At 69.4% G+C, this 21,030-nt stretch carries 14 protein-coding genes; 4 read left to right on the plus strand and 10 right to left on the minus strand.

Annotated features, from left to right (window positions below; all coding sequences use genetic code 11):
• Positions 1–5 precede the first annotated feature (5 nt).
• Both GC106_RS17600 and GC106_RS17605 read right to left on the minus strand, forming a co-directional pair.
• Positions 6–2,300 (minus strand): penicillin acylase family protein, encoded by a 2,295-nt coding sequence (locus tag GC106_RS17600; protein WP_173131426.1) that lies wholly within the window; start codon positions 2,298–2,300, stop codon positions 6–8.
• A gap of 85 nt (positions 2,301–2,385) precedes the next feature.
• Positions 2,386–2,985 (minus strand): CGNR zinc finger domain-containing protein, encoded by a 600-nt coding sequence (locus GC106_RS17605; protein WP_173131428.1) that lies wholly within the window; start codon positions 2,983–2,985, stop codon positions 2,386–2,388.
• Positions 2,986–3,043: 58 nt separating this feature from the next.
• On the opposite strand from GC106_RS17605, the gene GC106_RS17610 reads away from it, so the two are divergent.
• The 3 genes from GC106_RS17610 to GC106_RS17620 all read left to right on the plus strand — a co-directional run bounded on the left by GC106_RS17610 (position 3,044) and on the right by GC106_RS17620 (position 5,994).
• Positions 3,044–3,442 carry an SRPBCC family protein gene (locus GC106_RS17610; RefSeq protein WP_173131430.1) on the plus strand — a complete coding sequence of 133 codons (399 nt, stop codon included), beginning with the start codon at positions 3,044–3,046 and terminating at the stop codon, positions 3,440–3,442.
• A gap of 159 nt (positions 3,443–3,601) precedes the next feature.
• Positions 3,602–4,624 carry a right-handed parallel beta-helix repeat-containing protein gene (locus GC106_RS17615; protein WP_173131432.1) on the plus strand — a complete coding sequence of 341 codons (1,023 nt, stop codon included), beginning with the start codon at positions 3,602–3,604 and terminating at the stop codon, positions 4,622–4,624.
• A 104-nt stretch (positions 4,625–4,728) separates the two neighbouring features.
• Positions 4,729–5,994, plus strand: coding sequence for an MFS transporter (locus GC106_RS17620; RefSeq protein ID WP_173131434.1), 1,266 nt, complete (start codon positions 4,729–4,731; stop codon positions 5,992–5,994).
• Here GC106_RS17620 and GC106_RS17625 read toward each other — a convergent pair.
• Together GC106_RS17625 and GC106_RS17630 are read right to left on the minus strand one after the other, a co-directional pair.
• Entirely contained in the window at positions 5,902–6,945 is a 1,044-nt protein-coding gene (locus GC106_RS17625) for a FecCD family ABC transporter permease (RefSeq protein ID WP_312872708.1), read from the minus strand. The two genes, GC106_RS17620 and GC106_RS17625, sit on opposite strands and share 93 nt — an antisense overlap.
• A gap of 2 nt (positions 6,946–6,947) precedes the next feature.
• On the minus strand, positions 6,948–7,988 hold the full coding sequence (locus tag GC106_RS17630) for a FecCD family ABC transporter permease (protein WP_376777752.1): 1,041 nt from the start codon (positions 7,986–7,988) through the stop codon (positions 6,948–6,950).
• A gap of 100 nt (positions 7,989–8,088) precedes the next feature.
• On the opposite strand from GC106_RS17630, the gene GC106_RS17635 reads away from it, so the two are divergent.
• A complete protein-coding gene (locus tag GC106_RS17635; RefSeq protein WP_173131438.1) occupies positions 8,089–9,072 on the plus strand; it encodes an iron-siderophore ABC transporter substrate-binding protein in 984 nt (327 codons plus the stop codon).
• Positions 9,073–9,137: 65 nt separating this feature from the next.
• On the opposite strand, the gene GC106_RS17640 is transcribed toward GC106_RS17635, so the two are convergent.
• The 6 genes from GC106_RS17640 to GC106_RS17665 form a co-directional block, all read right to left on the minus strand.
• Positions 9,138–9,413 (minus strand): YggT family protein, encoded by a 276-nt coding sequence (locus GC106_RS17640; protein WP_173131441.1) that lies wholly within the window; start codon positions 9,411–9,413, stop codon positions 9,138–9,140.
• A 74-nt stretch (positions 9,414–9,487) separates the two neighbouring features.
• Entirely contained in the window at positions 9,488–9,697 is a 210-nt protein-coding gene (locus GC106_RS17645) for an MbtH family protein (protein WP_217280607.1), read from the minus strand.
• Positions 9,698–9,711: 14 nt separating this feature from the next.
• Positions 9,712–11,469: an ABC transporter ATP-binding protein gene (locus GC106_RS17650; RefSeq protein ID WP_173131443.1), complete on the minus strand. Its 1,758-nt coding sequence runs from the start codon at positions 11,467–11,469 to the stop codon at positions 9,712–9,714.
• Between the two features lie 52 nt (positions 11,470–11,521).
• Complete coding sequence (locus GC106_RS17655; RefSeq protein WP_312872709.1) at positions 11,522–13,222, minus strand: ABC transporter ATP-binding protein; 1,701 nt, start codon at positions 13,220–13,222, stop codon at positions 11,522–11,524.
• Positions 13,219–13,632 carry an aspartate 1-decarboxylase gene (gene panD, locus GC106_RS17660; protein WP_173131445.1) on the minus strand — a complete coding sequence of 138 codons (414 nt, stop codon included), beginning with the start codon at positions 13,630–13,632 and terminating at the stop codon, positions 13,219–13,221. The genes GC106_RS17655 and panD overlap by 4 nt, the downstream gene beginning before the upstream one ends.
• Positions 13,633–13,641: 9 nt before the next feature.
• A partial coding sequence (locus GC106_RS17665; protein ID WP_173131448.1) for a non-ribosomal peptide synthetase occupies positions 13,642–21,030 on the minus strand: 7,389 nt, incomplete at its 5' end.

Raw genomic sequence — 21,030 nt, forward strand, 5'->3', positions numbered from 1 at the left:
CGTTCTCAGCCGCGCAGATGGACGATCTTCAGCTGCGGTGACGTCACGATCTCGTGCTCACAGAACCGGCCACGGACCCACTCGCCCTGGGAGTACAACTTCGTCTGGTCGGCGAAGTGGGGTGAGGTCGGGTCGGTCGACTGCGAGTACGTGAGCAACGTCCGGACATCCGGGCAACGGTCGCCGTCGAACGACACCGCCTGGATGTAGCTGGATCCGTGGAGCAGCTCGGTGTTGCCCTTCGCCGGATCCCACACCGGGACCTGCATGTTCAGTACGCCGAGGTTGTTCGGCGCGCCGTGGACCGGGATCTGCTCGCCGTTGCGGACCACGTACTGGTACTGGCCCAGCGGCGCGTCCAACGGGATCTTCGCGGCGCGTAGTTCGGCGACGGCGTCGGTGAACGCCTTGCGGACCGCGGGGCTGTCCGTGTTCAACGTGTTCGGCGTGCGGATCGGGTCGGCGGCGTTGAACGGCACCTTCCACGAGCCCGACGGCACCTTCATCCAGAACCGCTCGAACAGCAGAGATCCCTTACTCCATGTGGAGTACGTCTTGTCCCAATGTCGTAGGGCCGCGCAGGCGTCCGCGACATCCGGCAGCGTGTCGCACATCTTTGCCGTGTCGTCCGCGGCGAGGTCGGCGACAAAACTGCGGTTCTCGAACAACATGTCTTGCATGGACTGCCGGGAGAACCGCTCGCCGGTCAGCTCGGTGATGGCCATCCTGGTGCGCGGACCGCGCTCGGTGCCGACGTTGCCGATGATCCTCGGGTAGTTCGTGATCGGGGCGGCCGGATTGGTGAGCCAGGCGCTGTCGTTGGAGTTGGCCACGTAGTCGGTCCTGGTCAGCTGTGGCTGCCTGGCCGGGCCGAACAATCCGGGCACCACCGAGTCCGGGTCGTTGCCCCAGGCGCAACTGGTCTTCGAGCCGTCCAGCACAGTCACCCCGGTGTTCGGGAACACCGCCGCGCCCAACGGGGTGTTGCAGCGCTGCGCCAGCTCGTCGGTGACGTGCGGGACCACCTGGATGTCGGCGTAGGTCGCGTTGCCCGACCGGTCAGTGGTGATCGTGTTGACCCACGGTGAGCCGAGGGTGTCCGACAGCGCCTTGACCACGCCGCGGGTGTCACGGGCCTGCGCGATGTCGAACCAAGTGTTGAGCCCACGGATGTTGCCCCAGTTGGCGTCCCGCATCGCGTACGCCGTGGTGCTCGTCCAGTTCAGCGGCAGACCGAGCGTCGGGCCGATCACCGGGCCATACCGGGTCGACCACAACGTCCGCTCCACTGTGGAGAGAGTGCCGTCGGCGTTACGGGCCTGCACGGCCACCTTGCGGCTGGTCATCTGCTCCGGCTTGCCGTCGACCAGATACGTCGTCGGGGAACCGGGTACCAGTTGCAGCTGGTACAGCCCGAATGTCCGCGTGGTGGCCACGGTGTGGGTCCACGCCACGTCCTTGGTGTAGCCGATCTGCACGAACGGCAGGCCGAGCAGGCTCGCGCCCGAGACGTCCAGCCTGCCGGGCACGGTCATCTGCGCCTGCCAGAACCGGCGGCCGCCGTGCCACGGGAAATGCGGGTTGCCCAGCAGCAGACCCTTGCCGTTGGCCGTGGCGTCCCGGCCGAGGGCGAACCCGTTGCTGCCCATGTCCTCGAGGACGTTCAGCGCCTCAGCCACCTTGCCGGCCGCGTCCGGCGGGATCGCGGCCGGTTCGCTCTGGGTGACCGGGGGCGTCGCCGACGTGATCTGGTCGATCGCCCCTCCCAGGCCGCCCGTCGTGGCCAGGGCATGCAGGTGCCGGTAGACCTCGATCTCGGCGATCGGCCGGACCCATGCGGCGTCGCGGCAGGCAGGGTCGGTGATCCGGCGCTCGGCGACGAACCGGTTGTACCCGGCCACGTAGCCCTGGACGATCTCCCTGGCCTCCTGGCGCGGCCCGGACGGCGGCCGCTGCCGCAGCTGCTGCTCGATCACCTTGGAGTCGTTGACGTGCTGGTAGTAAAGGTCGCTGGCGAGGTTCGTCGACGCGTTGCCGAATGACGGATCCGCCGGCTTGTCGGGGCCGAAATGCTCCGACCGCTGGGCACTCACCGTGACATAAAGGTCTGCGAGCTGGCAGACGTTGTCCTTCGCGGCGGCATAGCCGTAGCCATAACCCAGACCGGAGAAGGTATTCGCCTTGATGTGCGGAATGCCGTTCTCGGTGTAGCGCACAACGGCGGAGAATCCTCGTTGGTCCGCGGAGCTCGCGGTCGCGATCAGCGGGACGGCCACAACCACGGCAGCGGCTAACGTCATCACTCTTCTCGATGGGGACACGGGTTATTTCTACGTGACACCACCGTGACCGACATCCGGGAACACCCTTAGGGCCACCGGCGTGTCAGGGCGCTCCCCCGGAGCGGGAGCGGTATTCCCGCACCTTGTTGCGGTTTCCGCAGCGCTCCATTGAGCACCAGCGCCGCCTTCCCGGCCGGGATGTGTCCAGGAACAGCAGATAGCAGTTGTCGCCCGCGCATTCCCGCAGCCGGGGCGAGTCGAGCAGGTCGACGGCCTCGCGGGCGGCCTGGGCCGCGATCTGCCTGCCGGTGACCGGGGTGGCCCATCCGCGCAGCCGGGTCTGCGGGTCGATCCGGGGACGCGGCGGGTCACCGATCGCGTCGTTGATCGCTTCGATGTCACCGGCCGCGGGCGTCCGGCCGTGGGCCAAGGCCGGGAAAACGGACCACAGGGTGTTGCGGAACCTCACGACGTACTCGAAGTCCCCGGCCGTGATGTCGAGGTCCTCGGGGCGAACCGGCGCCGTGTCGTTGAGGCGCGAGTCGAGCAGCCAGCTGGCCAGGTCGGCTGGTTCGTGGAGGATCTCGTACGCCTCGCCCGGTCCGGGCCCGCCCGTCACCAGCAGCTCAAGGCAGAACGCGCCGGGGTCGAAGTGGTAGCGCTGGCCGTCGAGGCCGGTCAGGACCCTTGTTCGACTGGACACGTAACCAGTATAGTCGGTTTCACTACCGGTTATACCGGTTACAACGGGAGGGGTTGTCGTGATCGGTCAGACGAAGGACGCGGGCTTCCAGATCGGGGTGTCCAAGACGCTGCCGTTCCCGCCGGAAGCCGTGTGGGCGGCGGTCATGAGCCAGGCCGGGATCGCGCTGTGGCTCGGTGAAGGAGCCACCCTGGCCAAGGGCGAGCCGTACGCGACGAAGGACGGCACTGTCGGCGAGGTCCGCAGCTTGCATGAACTGGACCGGGTCCGGTTGACCTGGCGGCCTCGCGGCTGGGACCACGAGACCACGGTGCAGATCGCGATCTCGGCGAGCGGCGGCAAGACGCGGCTGACGTTCCACCAGGAGCGGATGGTGGGTCCGGAGGAACGGGAACGCCAGCGGGATCACTGGCGCAAGGTGATGGCCGACGTGGTCGACCTGCTCACGGCCGAGTAAGCGCGGGTGGCGCGGATTCGGCGCCACCCGGACTCAGCGCCGGTTCCGCACAGGGCGCCCAACCGGTCAGGTCGAATTCACCATCCTGGGTGTACACGGATTCTGTACGCTTCACACTCAGGGCTTCGACCCTGCCTTGTCGACAAACCGGGAGGCCGGATGGTCGAGTTATTCCCCAACCGGCGCGACAGGCTGAGAACCCTGCTCTCAATCGCCGCGGTGTGCACCACTCTCGCGGCGTGCAATCCCATTGCGGCATCGGCGCCGGAGACCACCACGCCCCCGGTTGAATGGTCGACGGAATCGACCGCGCCACCCGCGCCTTCCGGGGCCACCGCCCAATCGACGACGACAGGCGCCACGCGAAAACCACCACCCGCGACCGAACCGGCGCCGATCAAGACCAATTGCATCAACACTCTGCGCGAGTGCGGTTTTCCGCACGCCGGCAATACCGGTTGGCAGCCGACCGGCGTCAAGCTGACCACGGCGGGCGTCGATCTCACCCCCGACGCGGAGCTCCAGATCACCGAGCGAGGTGCGGTGATCGACGGCAAGGACATCCGCGGCTGCGTCAGCATCAAAGCCGACGACGTCCGGATCAAACGCAGCCGGGTCCGGTGTGACAGTTACTTCCCGATCCGGATCTACGAAGGTTTCCGCAACGCGGTCATCGAGGACACCGAGATCGACGGGATGAATTCCGGCACGACGAACGCCGCGGTCGGGTTCGACAACTACACACTGCGCCGGGTGAACATCCACAGCCTCGGCGAAGGCCCGCACATGGGCGGCAACGTGCTGATCGAGGATTCCTACGTGCACGATCTGGCCAGTTGCGAGATCTGCCACAACGACGCGATCCAGTCCTCCGGCGCGCTGCACGTGGTGCTTCGGCACAACACTTTCGTCAATGACGCGACCGGCAAGAACGCCGTTGTCCGGATCGCCACCGAACAAGGCGAATCCCGCGATTTCCTCGTCGAGAACAACCTGCTCGCCGGTGGGAACTTCGCGGTCCAGGTGCGCGGCCAGGGACACGGTTTCCCGGTCGGCGTCCGCGTGATCGGCAACCGGATCGTGCCGACCTGGCGGTTCGCCCCGTTCGACACCACCGGCGGCCGGATCGAGACCGCCGGCAACTTCCGGGACGACAACCTGGAGCCGCTCACCGCCGATTGACTTCCCCGCCGTTGGACTTCCGCTGAACGGAAGCCGGGGCTGAAAGCCGGCAAACCGCCACCTATCGTCTCGCGGCAACTTCGACAACCGCGATGGAGCGAGACATGGCCGAGCGTGCGGGTAGCCGGTGGGCGATATCCCTGTCCTGGAGTGCGGTCCTGCTGGACGGGTTCGACCTCGTCGTGCTCGGCACGGTGCTGCCGGTCCTGTTGGACACCAAGGAATGGGGACTGACCCCGGCCAGTGCGGCGACCGTGTCGACGTTCGGTCTGGTGGGCATGATGATCGGCGCGCTCACCATCGGCGCGTTGACCGACATCGTGGGCAGGCGCAAGGCAATGGTCGTGTCGGTCACCAGTTTCTCGTTGCTCACGCTGCTCTGTGCCTTCGCGCCTTCGGTTTTCCTGTTCGGGGTGTTCCGTTTCCTCGCCGGGATCGGCCTTGGCGGCTGTCTGCCGACGGCGATCGCGATCGTCAATGAGCACGCCCGCCGCGGCCGCGCCAGCAGTGCGACGACCACGGTGATGACCGGTTATCACGTCGGCGCGGTTCTCACCGCGTTGCTGGGCATTCTGGTGATCCCGGACCTCGGGTGGCGTGCGATGTTCGTCATCGGCGCCGCTCCCGCGCTCGTGCTCGTCCCGTTGATGGTGAAGTACCTGCCGGAATCCACATCGGCGCTCGCCCGTGAACGGACCGCGTTCGGCACGGTCACATCGTTGTTCAAAGGCAGGTACCTGCGCGCCACGCTCGCGTTCTGCGTGACGTCGTTCATGGGTCTGCTGCTGGTGTACGGCCTGAACACGTGGCTGCCGCAGATCATGCGGTCGGCCGGGTACGAACTCGGCGCGGCGCTGGCGTTGTTGCTGACGCTCAACGTGGGGGCCGTGGTCGGCCTGGTCATCGCGGGCGCCGTCGCGGACAAGGCGGGCATCCGGCGTCCCACGATCCTGTGGTTCGTCGCGGCCGCGGTCTTCCTGGCCTTGCTGAGCGTGAAGATGCCGCAGCTGGGCGCCTACATCGCGGTGTTCGTCACCGGGTGTTTCGTGTTCAGCGCCCAGGTCCTGGTGTACGCGTACGTCGGACGGACCTATGTGGACGGCAACCGGGCCACCGCGCTGGGCCTGGCCGCGGGAATCGGCAGGCTCGGCGCGATCAGCGGCCCGATCGTCGGCGGCGCGCTGCTCACCGTGGGCGTCGCCTACCCGTGGGGCTTCTACGTTTTCGCGCTCGTCGGCGCGTTCGGCGCGATCGCGGTCAGCCTGGCAGGCAGGACGTCAGCGGCGCCGGAACTCGCGGGCGAGCAGCCAGGCGAGGTACAGGCCGCCGATCGCGCCAGTGGCGATGCCGACCGGCAGCTGGGTGTCTGAGATCGCGTGCTGCACCGTCAGATCGCTTGCCAGCAACAGCAAGGCGCCCATCAGGCCGGCTGAGATCGGCCCGGGGTAGGGCGATCCCGTGACGCGGCGGGCGATCTGCGGCGAGGCCAAGGCGACGAAGGCGATCGGACCGGCGACCGCCGTGCCGATCGCCGCGAGCGCGACACTGACCATGATCAGCACAAACCTGGTGCTCTCGACCCGGACGCCCAGCGCCTTGGCCGCGTCGTCGCCCATCTGCAGGATCGCCAGCCGGTGGCTGAAGAACACGGCGAACGGCAGCAACGCGAGCATCGCCCAGGCCAGCGGTTCGACGTGTTCCCAGCCGCGGCCGTTGAGCCCGCCGACCTGCCACGCCGCCGCGGCGATGGCGTCCCGCAGGCTCGCGTGGGTGATCAGGAACTGGTTGGCCGCGTACAGCATCGCGCTCATCCCGATGCCGATCAGGACCAGCCGGAACCCCTGCACGCCCTGCTTGAACGCCAGCAGGTAGATCAGGACGGACGTGACGATCCCGCCGGCCAGCGCGCCGCCCGCGACCGCGAGCATGCCGCCGCCGGTCAGCACGATCACCGACAACGCGCCCGTGGCCGCGCCCATGGTGAATCCGATGATGTCCGGGCTGCCCAACGGGTTGTCGGTCAGCCGTTGCATGATCGCGCCGCTGACCCCGAACGCCCCGCCGACCAGGATCGCCGCCAGCAGCCGGGGCAGCCGCAGCTCCAGCACGATGAACTCGGCACCGGGCGGGCCCGCGCCGAGGATGGTGGCGACCACTTCGGACGCTGACAGCGGATAGTCGCCGGTGGTCATCGAGAACACGGCGAGACCGACGACCGTGGCGAGCATGACGACGCACGTCACGGTCGCCCGGATGTCCAGCCGGATGGAAAGCCTGCCCTGGCCGATACGGAGTGGACGGCCGCGCACCGCCGTGGACACGCTCACAGCTTGGTCACCCGGCGGCGCCGGCACAGCCAGATGAAGACGGGCGCGCCGACGAACGCGGTCACGATACCCACCTGCAGCTCCTGAGGTTCGTTGATCACGCGGCCGAGCACGTCCGATCCGATCAGCAGGATCGGCCCGAAGATCATGCTGTACGGCAGCACCCAGCGCTGGTCGGGCCCGGTGATCAGCCGCACCATGTACGGCACGGCCAGGCCGACGAACGTGACGGGCCCGATGGCGGCGGTCGCGGCCCCGCACAACAGTGTCACGGCGATGATGCCGAGCACCCGGGTCCGTCCAATGTGGGCGCCCAGCGCCGTGGCGGTCTGGTCGCCGAGCGCGATCGCGTTGAGCGGGCGGGCCAGCGCGAGCGTGAGCACGATGCCGATCAGGAAGAACGGCAGCAGCGGCGGGATGATGTCCATGTCGCGGCCGGTGAACGAGCCGACGTTCCAGAACCGGAACTCGTTGAAGGTGATGGGGTCCAGCAACAGCACCGCGTAGATCAGCGCGTACAGCACGGCACTGACCGCGGCTCCGGCCATGATCAGACGATCGGGTGTCGCACCGCTGCGACCGGACGACCCCAGCATGTAGACGAGCACGGCCGCGATCCCCGAACCGGCGAACGCGAACCACACGTACCCGGACACGCCGGAGATGCCGAAGAACCCGATCGCCGCCACCACGGCGGCCGCGCCGCCCGCGCCGACGCCGAGCAGGCCGGGTTCGGCCAGCGGGTTGCGGGTCAGCGCCTGCATCAGCGCGCCCGCCATCGCGAGAGCCGCGCCGACCAGCAGGCCGAGCAGGGTCCGCGGGATGCGAACGGTGTGGATGATCACCGCGTCCCTGGACCCGTCGTTGTGCCACAGCACGTCCCACGTCGAGGCGAACGGGATGTCCTTCGAGCCGAACCAGATGCCCAGCGCGCAGACGAACGCGAGCGCGGCGAGGCTCACCAGCAGGCCCAGCGCCTGGCCGGCCCGAAATGTCGATCTGGTGTGGTTCGTCACGCCTACCACACACACCACCAGGTTCTGGGACGCCAACTGTTGAGGTTAGGCTAACCGAAGTCTCCGGACTAGTGAACACCGGCATGACGAGTCGGGGCGTTCGACCTGGAAAGGCACCTACATGATCCGTTCCCTGATAGCCGCCAGCCTGCTGCTGCTCACTGCCTGTGGGTCCGGCTCCAACACCCCGGCGGCACCACAGTCCGGCACGGCGGACGCCGCCGCGTTCCCCGTCACAGTGGCGCACAAGTTCGGCAGCACCACGGTCAACGCCGAGCCCAAGCGGATCGTCGTGGTCGGCGTGACCGAGCAGGACGCGCTGCTGGCGCTCGGCGTCGTGCCGGTCGGCGTGACCGACTGGCTGAAGAAGTACGAAGGCGCCATCAACCCGTGGGCCAAGGACAAGCTCAACGGCGCCCCGCTGCCGACCGTGCTGAACGACGCGAACGGCCCCGAGTACGAGAAGATCGCGTCGCTGCGGCCCGATCTGATCGTCGGCCTGTACGCCGGGCTGACCCAGGAGTCGTACGACAAGCTGTCCAAGATCGCCCCGACGGTCGCGCAGCCCAAGGAGTACAACGACTACGGCATCCCGTGGCAGGAGTCGACCAAGACGCTCGGCAAGCTGGTCGGCAAGTCCGCGCAGGCGGACAAGCTGGTCGCCGACGTCGAGGCGAAGATCACCAAGGCACGTCAGGACAACCCGAAGTTCGCCACCTCCACCGGGCTGGTCGCGACCATGTGGGAGGGCTACTTCGTCTACGGCTCGCAGGACCCGCGGTCCCGGCTGCTGACGTCGCTCGGCTTCAAGCTGCCGGAGAAGCTGGACGAGACGATCGGCGACAAGTTCGGCGCGTCCATCAGCAAGGAGCGGGTGGACCTGCTCGACCAGAACGTGATCATCTGGCTGGCGGTCGCCAAGGACGCCAGGACCACTCTGGACAAGGACCCGCTGTACGCGTCGTTGAAGGTGGCCAAGGAGAAGCGCGACATCATCCTCGACGAGAGCACCGACATCGGCAACGCCGCGTCGTTCATCTCGGTGCTGAGCCTGCCGATGCTGCTGGACAACCTCGTGCCGCAGCTGGCGAACTCGGTGAAGTAACAACCCGCTGGACACCGTGGGGCCTGTCGCGCTGGTGACAGGCCCCACGGCGTTCTACCGGTCAGTCAGAAGCCGCTGACCACAGTCCGCAGGATGACCGCGGCGACGAAGACCACGGTGAACGCGAGATCGATGGACACCGGGCCGACGCGCGCCGGGCGCAGCACCCGGCGGACCGGTGCGATCACCGGCTCGGTCAGGCCGTACACCACACGCCGTGCCCTGACCACGGCGGTTCCGCCGCCGGCGAGCACGCCGGCCCAGTCCAGCACCGCACGGATCACCAGCACGACGATGAACAACGTCAGGACGAATCCGAGCACGGCACCAAGCACACTCATGAGCGACTCCGTTCCACCTTCTCCATGGTGCAACGGGTCCATGAGAGCGGACTGAGAGTTTCCTGTCGGAACGGTCAGTTCTTCATCGCGTCGATCAGGCTCTGCGGCCGCATGTCGGTCCAGTTCCGCTCGACGTAGTCCAGGCAGGCCTGGCGGTCCGCGGGACCGTGCACGCTGGTCCAGCCGGCCGGGACGTCCACGAAGGACGGCCACAGGCTGTGCTGGTTCTCGGCGTTGACGAGAACCAGGTAGGTGCCGTCGGGGTCTTCGAACGGGTTGGTCATGATGCCTTCCTTGGTCAGACGTTCTGGCGGGTGTCGGACCACGCTTGCCAGAGCGTGGCGTAGTGGCCGCCTGCGGCGACCAGTTCGGTGTGGGTGCCTGACTCGACGACACGGCCGTCGTCGAGCACGACGACCCGGTCGGCGGCCATGGCCTGGGTGAGGCGGTGGGCGACGATGAGCGCGCTGCGGCCCGCCAACGCCGCGACCGTCGCGCCCTCCAGCACCCGTGCGCCCGCGCTGCCTGCTTCGGCGGTCGCCTCATCCAGGATCACGATCGGCGGATCGGCGAGGATCAGCCGGGCCAGCGCGAGTTGCTGGGCCTGGGCGGCGGTCAGCCGGTGGCCGCCTTCGCCGACCACGGTGTCCAGGCCGTCGGGCAGGGCCCGGACCCACGCCAGGGCGCCGACCCGGTCCAGGGCCTCGGTCAGGTCGGCCTCGGTCGCGTCCGGGCTAGCCAGCCGCAGGTCGTCGGCGAGCGGCCCGGCGAACACGTGGACCTCTTGGGTGACAAGGACAACCGACTGGCTGATCCCGGCAGGTCCCAGGTCCTCGAGCGGGGCGCCGCCGATCCGGATGGTCCCGCTGGACGGCGAGTGGATGCCCGCGATCAGCTTCGCCAGCGTGGTCTTCCCGGCGCCGCTGGCGCCGACCAACGCGACCCGCTCCCCCGGCCGGATGTCCAGGTCGATCCCGTGCAGCACTTCTTCGCCCTCGTGGTACGCGTGGTGCACACCGGATGCGGTGACTGACGCATCGGCTGGGACGGCCGGCTTCTCAGGCTCGGCCGGTGGAGGCGTCTCCGCGACACCGACGAGCCGCGCGAGGCTCGCCATCGCGGCCTGCGCGTCGTCGACGAGCGCCAAGGCGACGTTGATCGGGTTGAACAGGCCGTGGAAGTACAGCGCCGCCGCGGTCGCGGTGCCGACCGAGACGTCACCGTCGCGCACCAACAGGAAACCGGCGGTGAGCACCGCCGCGAGCCCGACGAACTCGGCCAGGTTGAGCCTGCCGTAGAACTTCGTCCACAGCTTGGCCGCCGTCAGCGCCACGTCGACCGCGATCTGCGACTTGCCACGGACGCGGTCGATGTGGTCGTCGGCGAGCCGGAAGGCTCGCACAGTCTTGCCCGCGCCGATGGTGTCGAGCAGTTGGTGCTGCTGCGCGCCGACGGCGATGCGTTGCCGCGCGTACATCGGCCCGGCGTTTCTCGCGTACCACCGGACCGTGTGCAACTGGATCGGCACGGCCAGCAGCGCGGCGACCAGGAATCGCCAGTCCAGCACGGCGATTCCGCCCAGTGTGAGCACGATCGTCAGCAGCGACCGAGACAACGCGGGCAGTGCGTTGCGGACCGCTTCGGCGATCACGGTGACGTCGTCGCTGACCCGCGCGGTCAGGTCGCCGGAACCAGCCCGCTCGACCTGTTCGAGCGGTAACCGCAGGGCACGTTCGACGAACCGCTCCCGCAGCCGCGCGAGCATCCGCTCGCCGACCTGCGCGACGAAGTTCGTTCCGACGCCCATGAGAACACCCTGGGCGATCGCGGCGATCACCAGCAGCACGACGGGAAGCGTGATCGCGCCGACCGGCGAACGCTCCACGACGAGGTCGACGATCCGGCCGAGCAGCGGCGCGGTCGCCAAGCCGACACCGGTCGCGGCCAGCAGGACGAGAAACGCCACGACAGCGAACCCACGGTCGAGGCGCAACAACTCCCAGACCGCCTGGCGGGTCCGCTTCGGAGTCGCTGTGGGCAGCAGTTGCTGGCTCATGCCTGCCCTCCGCTGTACGTACGTGCCCCGGGCACCGTGGTGGACGACTCGCTCACGTGAGCACCGCCGTCCGGTAGCCGGCGTGCTCTGCGGCGAGCTTGCCGTGCGAGCCCTGAGCGGAGACCTTGCCGTCTTCGATGACCACAACGCGGTCCGCCACCGAGAGCAGCGCGGGGCTGGTGGTCACCACGATCGTGGTCTTTCCACGGCGGATCTCCCTGAGCCCTTCGGCGATTCCCGCCTCGGTGACGGCGTCCACCGCCGTGGTCGGGTCGTGCAGCACCAGCACGGGCGGATCGGCCGCCAAGGCACGGGCCAACGCGACCCGTTGGCGTTGGCCGCCCGACAGGGACCGTCCTCGTTCGGTCAGCACCGTATCCACCCCCTCCGGTAAGGCGCGGGCGACTTCGTCGGCTCCCGCCGCGGCGAGCGCACGCTCCGCGCCGTCCCCGTTGGACGTGACGTTTCCGATCAGGCTGCCCTCGAAGAGGTCCGCGTCGTGTGCCGCGATCAGCAACGCGCCGCGAGCCTCGCCGAACTCGAGCGAGGACAACGCCACGGCGTCCACCTCGACGGTGCCGGTGACCGGATCGACGTCACGGCCCAAGCATTCCAGCAGTGCGACGGCGATGGCGGGATCCGGCGCGACCACACCCAGCAGCTCACCGGGGGCGGCGTGCAGGTCGATGTCCTTCAACCCGGCATGCGAGACGCCACGCAACGCGACCTCACCCCGCACCGGGCCGTCGAACTTCTCGGTTCCCGGCTGCACCGCGGGCGGCGCGGACAGCACCGACGCGATCCGGGTGGCCGAGGCGCGGGCCTGCGCGTACTCCGAGTTGACCCAGGAGAGGTTGGTCAACGGGCCGAGCAGGAACTGCGCGAGGCCGACCGCGGCGACCAACGCGCCGATGCTGATCGACCCCTCCGCGGCCAGCCGGCCGCCGACCAGGGCGACGATCGCCAGGAAAATGCCGTTGAGGGCGAGCATCCCACCGTCGTGGACCGACTTCGCGCGTGCCGAGCGAACCGTCGCCGCCAGCGATTCCTGGCTGGTCTTGCGGTAACGGTCGACCGCGACACGTTCGGCGCCGAGTCCTTTGAGGACCCGGAGTCCCGAGACCAGGTCCGCGGCGACTCCCGAGGCGTTCGCGGCACGGTCGCGCTCGGCCTCGCTGCGCCGCTCCAACGGACGACCTAACAGATGCGCGAGCCACAACAACGGCGGCGTGCCCAGCAACACAAGCAACCCCAACGGTACGGACTCACGCAACAACGCGACAGCCGTCACCACGACACCTGCCACAGCCGCGATGCCGTACGGCAGCGCACGGTTGAAGGCGCCGACCCGTTGCGCGTCACCGGTCGCGAGACTGGCCAGCTCACCGGGCAACCGGCCCGACTCGGCCCCGCCACGCGGGTCGAGGACGCGCGCCGCCAACCCCAGCCGGATGTGGTGCGCGGCCTGTTCGGCGGCGCGTTCCGCCGCCCGGGCACCGAACCGGTAGCTGTACGACAACACGGCGAACACCGCGGCGAGAATCCCCAGCCAGAGGAACAGCCTGCCGGACCCGTCGGCACCGATCGCCTGGTCGATCACCACACCGATCAGCACGGGCACGACCGCCTCACCGGCCTGGTGCGCGCTGAACCCCAGCGCCGCGAAGGACACGTGCCCGCGCTGGCCACTGATCGCGCCCCGCAGCACTTGCCTGCCGGTGATCTGTTTCTCTGTCGCCGCGTGTGTTGTCACTGCCCTCGCCCACTGAGTTGTGCCACCGCGCCAGGCACCGGCTGCGCCGGGTCCGTGCCGATCAGCACCTGCCGGTTGTGCTCGTCCACGTGCACGACGGTCGGCTTGTGCCCGGCGATCTCGTGCTGTTCCAGCTGCGCGTACGTAATGATGATGACCATGTCACCCGGGTGCACCAGGTGTGCGGCCGCCCCGTTCACGCCGATCACGCCGGAGCCCGCCTCGCCGGTGATCGCGTACGTCTCCAGTCTGGCCCCGTTGGTGATGTCGACGACGTGCACCAGCTCACCCTCGACGATGTCGGCGGCCTTCATCAAGTCGGCGTCGATCGTCAGCGACCCGACATAGTGCAGATCCGCCTGGGTCACGGTGGCGCGGTGGATCTTGCTGTTCATCAGTGTGCGTCGCATGTCGCGTTCCTACTCGAAGTGGGCCAGCCGGGCGGACAGCCCGGCCACTGTGGGGGTACGGAAGAACTCGGCGATGGGCAGTTCGGTCCCGGTCCGCTCACGGATCCGGTTGCGCAGCAGCACAAGCAGCATCGAATGGCCGCCGAGCGCGAAAAGGTCGTCGTCGATGCCGACCGCCGCGGTGCCGCCGTTGTCGATGCCGAGCACCTCGGCGAAGACCTTGCAGAGCGTGGCCTGTAGCGGTGTCTCCGGTGGTCTGCCTGCGGATGGCCGGAGATCCGGGACCGGCAGCGCGGTGCGGTCGAGCTTGCCGTTGGCGGTGACCGGGAACGCGTCCATCGCCACGAACGCGGCCGGGACCATGTACTCCGGCAACGTCTGTTGGGCGAACGCCCGCAGCTCCGCCGGGTCCGCCCCGGACGGGACGGTGTACGCGACCAGGCGCCGGTCGCCCGGCCTGTCCTCACGGACCACCACCAGCGCGTCCCGGACGGTGTCGTGCCTGGTCAACGCCGCCTCGATCTCGCCGGGTTCGACCCGGAAACCGCGGATCTTCACCTGGTCGTCGGCCCTGCCCAGGTACTCCAGCTGCCCGTCGCGCCACCGCACCAGGTCACCGGTGCGGTACATCCGCTCGCCCGGCGGGCCGAACGGGTCGGGCACGAACCGGCCCGCCGTCTCGCCCGGCCTGCCGAGATAACCACGCGCCAGGCCCGCGCCGGCGACGTACAGCTCACCGGTGACTCCCTCCGGCACCGGCTGCAGGCCGCTGTCCAGGACGTACGCCCGCGCGCCGTGCACCGGGCGGCCGACCACCGGCCGGTCGGCGTCCCGCGCCCGGCCGACCAGCGAGTCCACAGTGCACTCCGTCGGTCCGTAGAGGTTGTACGCCTCGGTGCCGCGAAGTGCCCGGAACTGCTCCCAGAGCTGCTGGGAGATCGCCTCGCCACCGACCCCGACCACCGGCAGCGCGCAGTCGTCACCGTCGATCACGCCGGCCGCGGCGATCTGCGTGAAGTGTGACGGAGTCAGCTCGATGAAGCCCAAGCCTTGTTCTCGCACCAGAGCGGCCAGCTGCACGGGGTCGCGACGGGTCTCATCGTCGACGACGTACACCTCGTGCCCGTCCAGCAGCCACAGCTGCGGCTGCCACGACGCGTCGAACGAGAAGGCCCACGCGTGCCCGACGCGCATGCGCCGACCGGCGGGCCGGTACAAGGTCTCCCGGTGGCTGTGGAACAGGTTCGCCAGCGCTGAGTGCGGGACCACAACACCCTTCGGCTTGCCCGTCGAGCCGGACGTGTAGATCACGTACACCGGGTGCTGCGGCTGAGGCGGCACCGGCGTGGTCTCCGGCAGCTCGTCCGTGGCCTCGATCAAAATCCTTCGCGGGCCGCCGTCCGGCAGCTCGACAGCCGCGGATGTCAGCAGCAGCACGGGTTTCGCGTCGTCGAGCAGTTCGGCGATCCGGCCGGCCGGCTGGGCCGGCTCGATCGGCAGGTACGCGGCACCGGACTTGAGCACGGCCAGGATCGCCTCGAACACCTTGGCACTGCGCGGCAACGCGATCGCGACCACCTGCTCGGGACCCGCCCCGGCAGCGGCCAGTTTCCTGGCGAGCGAAGTCGTCCGGTCGTCGAGTTCGGCGAACGTCAGCGTCGACTGGGCGTCGCTGAGCGCGGGAGCGTCCGGTGTCGCGGCCACCTGGGCCGCGAACAGCTCCGGAATCGTCCGCGGACCGACCACACTGGCGGAGGCGCCCCACTCGTCCACGATCCGCAGCCGCTCAGCGGGGTCGAGGATGTCGATGTGGCTGATCGGCCGGTCCGGCTCGGCCACGACCGCGGTCATCACCCGGACCAACCGCGTGGCCAACGTCCGCACGGTGTCCTCGTCGAACAGGTCGACGCTGTACTCGATGTCGGCTTCGATGCCGTCCACGCCGTGCTTCTCGACCAGGTCGAACGACAGGTCGAACTTGGCCTGCCGCAGCCCGGTGTCCCGCCAGTCCGCCGCCAGGCCGAGCACGCGCCCGGGTTCGGCGGACGAGTGGTACAGCGCGAGCATCACCTGGAACAGCGGGTGCCTGGCCAGCGACCGGGCCGGGTTGATGATCTCCACCAGCCGCTCGAACGGCAGGTCCTGGTGCGCGTACGCGGCCAGCGCGGTCTCCCGGACCCGGCCGAGCAGCTCACGGAACGTCGGGTCGCCGCCGGTGTCGGTGCGCAGCACCAACGTGTTCACGAAGAACCCGGCGAGGTCGTCCAGCGCGTGGTCGGTGCGCCCGGCGATCGGGCTGCCGAGCGGGATGTCGGTGCCCGCGCCGATCCTGGTCAGCAACGCCGCCAAGGACGCCTGCAGGACCATGAACATGCTGGCGTCATTGCCCTGGGCCAGCTCGCGCAGACCGCGGTGCACCTCGGGCGGTACCTCGAACGACACGCTGCCACCACGGTTGGTCGACTGCGGCGGGCGTGGCCGGTCCGTCGGCAGCGCCAGCTCCTCGGGCAGCCCGGCCAAGGTCTCGCGCCAGAAAGCGGCCTGACGGCCGAAAAGGCTTTCCGGGCTGTCCTCGTCGCCCATCATGTCGCGCTGCCACACGGTGTAGTCCGCGTACTGGATCGGCAGCGGCGCCAGGCCGGGTTCCAGGCCCGCGCGGCGCGCGGCGTACGCGGCGTCCAGGTCGCGCCGCAACGGCGGCAACGACCAGCCGTCACCGGCGATGTGGTGCACGAGCAGCATGAAGACGTGGTCGTCCTCGGCTGTGGAGAACAAGGCGGCCCGGATCGGGATCTCCTTGTCGATCGCGAAGCAGTACTTCGCCGACGCGGCCAACCGCCTCGGCAGGTCCTCCGCCGGCACCGTCTCGATGTTCAGCACCGGTTCCGCGGAGTCCAGCACGACCTGGCGCGGTGTGCCGCTGTCGTCGAGCACGAGGGTGCGCAGCACCTCGTGCTTCGCCACGACGTCACCGAGCGCCGCCTGCAACGCCTCGGTGTCGACGCGCCCGGACAGTCGCCACGCCCACGGGATGTTGTACGTCGGGCTCGGCCCGGACAGCCGGTCAAGGAACCAGAGTCGTTGCTGGGCGAAGGAAAGCGGCACGATCTCGGACCGTTCGACCGGCCGCAGCGGCGGACGGCCCGCCCGGCTGGGATCCAGCAGCCCGGCCAGCCGGGCCGGGGTCGGCGCGTCGAACACCGCCCGGATCGGCACCTCCACGCCCAGCACCGCGCGAATCCGGCTGACCAGCCGGGTCGCCAGCAGCGAATGCCCGCCCAGTTCGAAGAACCCGCTGTCGACGCCCACCCGGGGCAGGCCGAGCACCTCGGCGAACAGCTCGCACAACGCCTGTTCCGCCGGAGTACGGGCGTCCCTGATCTCCACAGTGGCGCCGGGCTCGGGCAGCGCCCGCCGGTCGAGCTTGCCGTTCGGCGTCAGCGGGAACTCCGGCAGGACGACAATGCTCGACGGCACAAGGTGATCCGGCAGCCGGGCGGCGAGGAACGACCTCAGCCGGGTGGCGTCTTCCCCGGCCACGACGTAGCCGACCAGACGGTCACCTCGCGCGAGCACGACGGCGCGCGTGACGGCCGGATGCGCGAGCAGCGCGGCCTCCACCTCGCCGGGTTCGATCCGGAAGCCGCGGATCTTGATCTGCTGGTCCGCGCGGCCGAGGAACTCGATCACGCCGTCCGGCCGTCGCCGGGCCAGGTCACCGGTGCGGTACATCCGCGAGCCCGCGGGCCCGAACGGGTCGGCTACGAACCGCTCCGCGCTCAGCGCGGCCTGGCCGAGATAGCCACGGGCAAGCCCGTCACCGGCCAGGTAGAGCTCACCCCGGACACCGGGCGCGACCGGGTGCAGGGCCGTGTCGAGCACGTACGCCCGCGTGTTCGCGATCGGCCGTCCGATCGGCACGCGTCCCGTCACGCCTGGCGCACAGTGGAATGCCAGGCTGTCACCCGCTGCTTCGGAGCAGCCGTACAGGTTCACCAGCCGCGCGGCAGGCCAGCGCGCCGTCACGGTGTCGACCAGCTCGGCCGGCAACGCCTCGCCGCTGGTGATCCACGTCGTCACGGAGTCGAACGATCCCGCCGGGGCGTCCTCGACCAGCGTGGCCAGCAGACTCGGCACCACGGTCAGCGTCCGTGCGCCGTGCCGGTCCACGAAAGCCGCCAGCGCCAGCGGATCTGTGGCGGTCGTGTCGTCGGCGAGCACCACGGTGTCCCCGGCGACCAGGCCACCGAGCAGTTCGGTCGACCCGTCGATGAACGTCAGCGCGCTCTTGGCCACCCTGCTGCCGCTGAACTCGCGTCCCCAGTGCAGCCGGTTCACCAGTGCCCGCTGGGTACCGGTGACCGCCTTCGGGCGGCCGGTCGAGCCGGACGTGAAGATCACGTACGACGGGTGGTCCGGCCGGATCTGCGGCCATTCGACGTTGCCGTCGAACGACGCCGCCGGGTCGACGACCCGGTCCGGCAGCCAGTCGTCGTTCGCGGCGATGATCAGGTGCGGGTCCGCGTCATCGAGCATCACCGAGATGCGCTCGGCCGGGTGGTTGAGGTCGAGCGGCAGGTAGGCCGCACCCGACTTCATCACGGCGAGCATCGCCTTGACCAACTCCGCCGAGCGCGGCAACGCCAGCGCCACCACCTTCTCCGGCCCGGCGCCCCGCGCGACCAACGCCCTGGCCAGCCGGTCCGCGCGCTCGTCCAGCTCGGCGAAAGTGAGCCGCGAGTCGCCGAAGACCAGTGCTTCCGCGGCTGGCGTACGCGCGACCTGGGCGGCGAACAGGTCGGCGACACCGGCGACGGGCAGCGGCGCTGCCGTGGCCGACCATTCGGTCGCGAGCTGGTCGTTCTCTTCGCGGGTCAGCACGTCGATCCGGCCGATCGGCCGGTCCGGGTCGGCGACGGCGGCCCGCAGCAGCCGTTCCCACCGGTCCAGTACAGCGTCCACAGTGGACCGATCGAACACGTCGCTGTTGTACTCCGCGGCGCCGCGGATACCCGCGCCGCTGCGCTCACCGACGAAGAACACCAGGTCGGCACGGGCGGTGCCGGTCCTGATCGGCTCCTCGGCCACGGTCAGGCCCGGCAGCCGGACCTCGGCGATCGCGTTGTTCTGCCAGGCCAGCATGGTCTGGAACAGCGGGTGGTACGACAGCGAACGCGCCGGGTTGATCGCCTCGACCAGCCGCTCGAACGGCACGTCCTGGTGGGCGTACGCGTCCAGGCTGCGTTCCCGCACGCGGGCCACCAGATCACGGAACGACGGATCGCCGGACGTGTCCACCCGCAGCACCAACGTGTTCACGAAGAACCCGACCAGATCGTCCAGCGCCTGGTCGGTCCGCCCGGCGATCGACGTCCCGATCGGCACGTCCGTGCCCGCGCCGAGCCGGGTGAGCACCGCGGTCAGGCCCGCGTGCACCACCATGAACACGCTGGCGCCACAGGCACGGGCCAGCTCGACCAGCCCGGCGTGCAGGTCCTCGTCCCAGTCGAACATGAACAGTTCGCCCTGGTAGGATGCCTCCGGTGGATGCGGCCGGTCGGTCGGCAGCTCGATCCGCTCCGGCAGGCCGGCCAGCGCCGAGCGCCAGTAGTCCAACTGCGGCTCGATCACGCTGTCGCCGAGGACGTCCCGCTGCCACAAGGTGTAGTCGGCGTACTGCACCGGCAACGGTTCCCACTCCGGCGCGTGACCGGCGGTCCTGGCGGTGTACGCGGCGGCGAAGTCGCGCCACAGCGGCGCCGTCGACCAGCCGTCCGAAGCGATGTGGTGGAACACCAGCACCAGCACGTGCTCACGGTCCCCCAGCCGCAGCAGCTCGGCCCGCACGGGAATCGTGGTCCGCAGGTCGAAGACACAGCGGGCCGCCTCGGAGATCGCGTCCACGAGGCCGTCCGCGGACACGGCCCGGACGTGCAGTGTCACATCGGGATCAACCAGGATGTGTTGGTACGCCTCACCATCACGCTCCGGGAACACGGTCCGGAGCGCTTCATGACGACCGATCACATCCCGCAACGCCGCTTGCATCGCGGCGACGTCGAGCGTGCCCGTCAGCCGCATGGCCATCGGCATGTTGTACGTCGGTGACGGGCCTTCAAGCTGGTGCAGGAACCACAACCGTTGCTGCGCATACGAAAGCGGCAGGTACTCCGGTCGCTCAGCCGGGACCAGCGCGGGCCGGGCCTCGGCCGCGCCCCGTGCCAGCGCCGTGGCCAGCCCGGCGACCGTGGGCGTCTCGAAGACCGCGCGGACCTCCAGTTCCACCCCGAACACCGCACGCACCCTGGCCACCAGCCGGGTCGCCATCAGCGAATGCCCGCCCAGCGCGAAGAAGTCGTCGTCCACGCCGACCGCCGCCACCGCCAGCACCTCGGCGAAGAGCCCGCACAGCACCTCTTCGACCGGGGTGCGCGGCGCGCGGCCGGACATCGACGTGTGCCGGTCCGGGCTGGGCAGTGCCTTGCGGTCGAGCTTGCCGGACGCCAGCACCGGCAGCCGGTCCAGCACCACGAACGCCGAAGGCACCATGTACTGCGGCAACTGGTCGCGCACGTGCGCGCGCAGCGAGGCCACCAGTGAGCTGGTTTCCCGGTGCCCGGCTGGGTTGTTGCCCAACGAGTTCAGCGACGCGCGCACCGGGCCAGGCCGGTACACCTGCTCGGGCGCAGCCAGAGCGAACACCGCGTCGACGGCGCCCTCCGCGCCCGCCGCCCACGTCACCGCGACCTGATAGCCGGCCCGGTCGGCCAGCGCGAACAGTTCTTCAGGATCGACACCGTCCACAGTGTCCAGCGCGGCCAGCGCGTCTCCCCCGCCGAGCACCCGGACCGCTGCCAGCTCGCCGGACAGGCGGGCGTTCGGAATACCGGTCACCCGCAGGCGATCGGGCCGTGAATCGCGCAGGACCTCTTCCAGCGCGGCGAGATCCTTGAACGGAAGGATCTCCTCACTGACCGGCTCCGCTCGCTGTGCCTTGCGCAGGACAACGTCGTACCTGTGGCGGGTCAGCTCGTTGTGCGCGGCACCTCGCTTGACCCAGAGGTCCGCGTCGCCGCCGAGTTCGTCGGCGAGCGCCACGAAGTAGTCCGGATCGAGCAGCAGCTCGCCCTCACGAGCCACTGCCTGGTCCACCGCTGAGACGTCGGCACGCCCGTGCCGGATCTCGGTGGCGGTCCGGAAAGCCCGCAGCAGCCGGAAGTTCCGGACGTCACCGAGGAAGATCGTGCCGCCCGGCGCGAGCAGACCGTACGCCTCCCTGATCACTTCGGTGAGGTAGCTGACGCTCGGGAAGTACTGCGCCACCGAGTTGATCACGACAGTGTCGAAGTATTCCCTCGGCACGTCACCGAGGTCGTGTGCGGGCCGGGCGTCCAGGTG

Source organism: Kibdelosporangium persicum (assembly GCF_013280595.1).
Classification (GTDB): Bacteria; Actinomycetota; Actinomycetes; order Mycobacteriales; family Pseudonocardiaceae; genus Kibdelosporangium; species Kibdelosporangium persicum.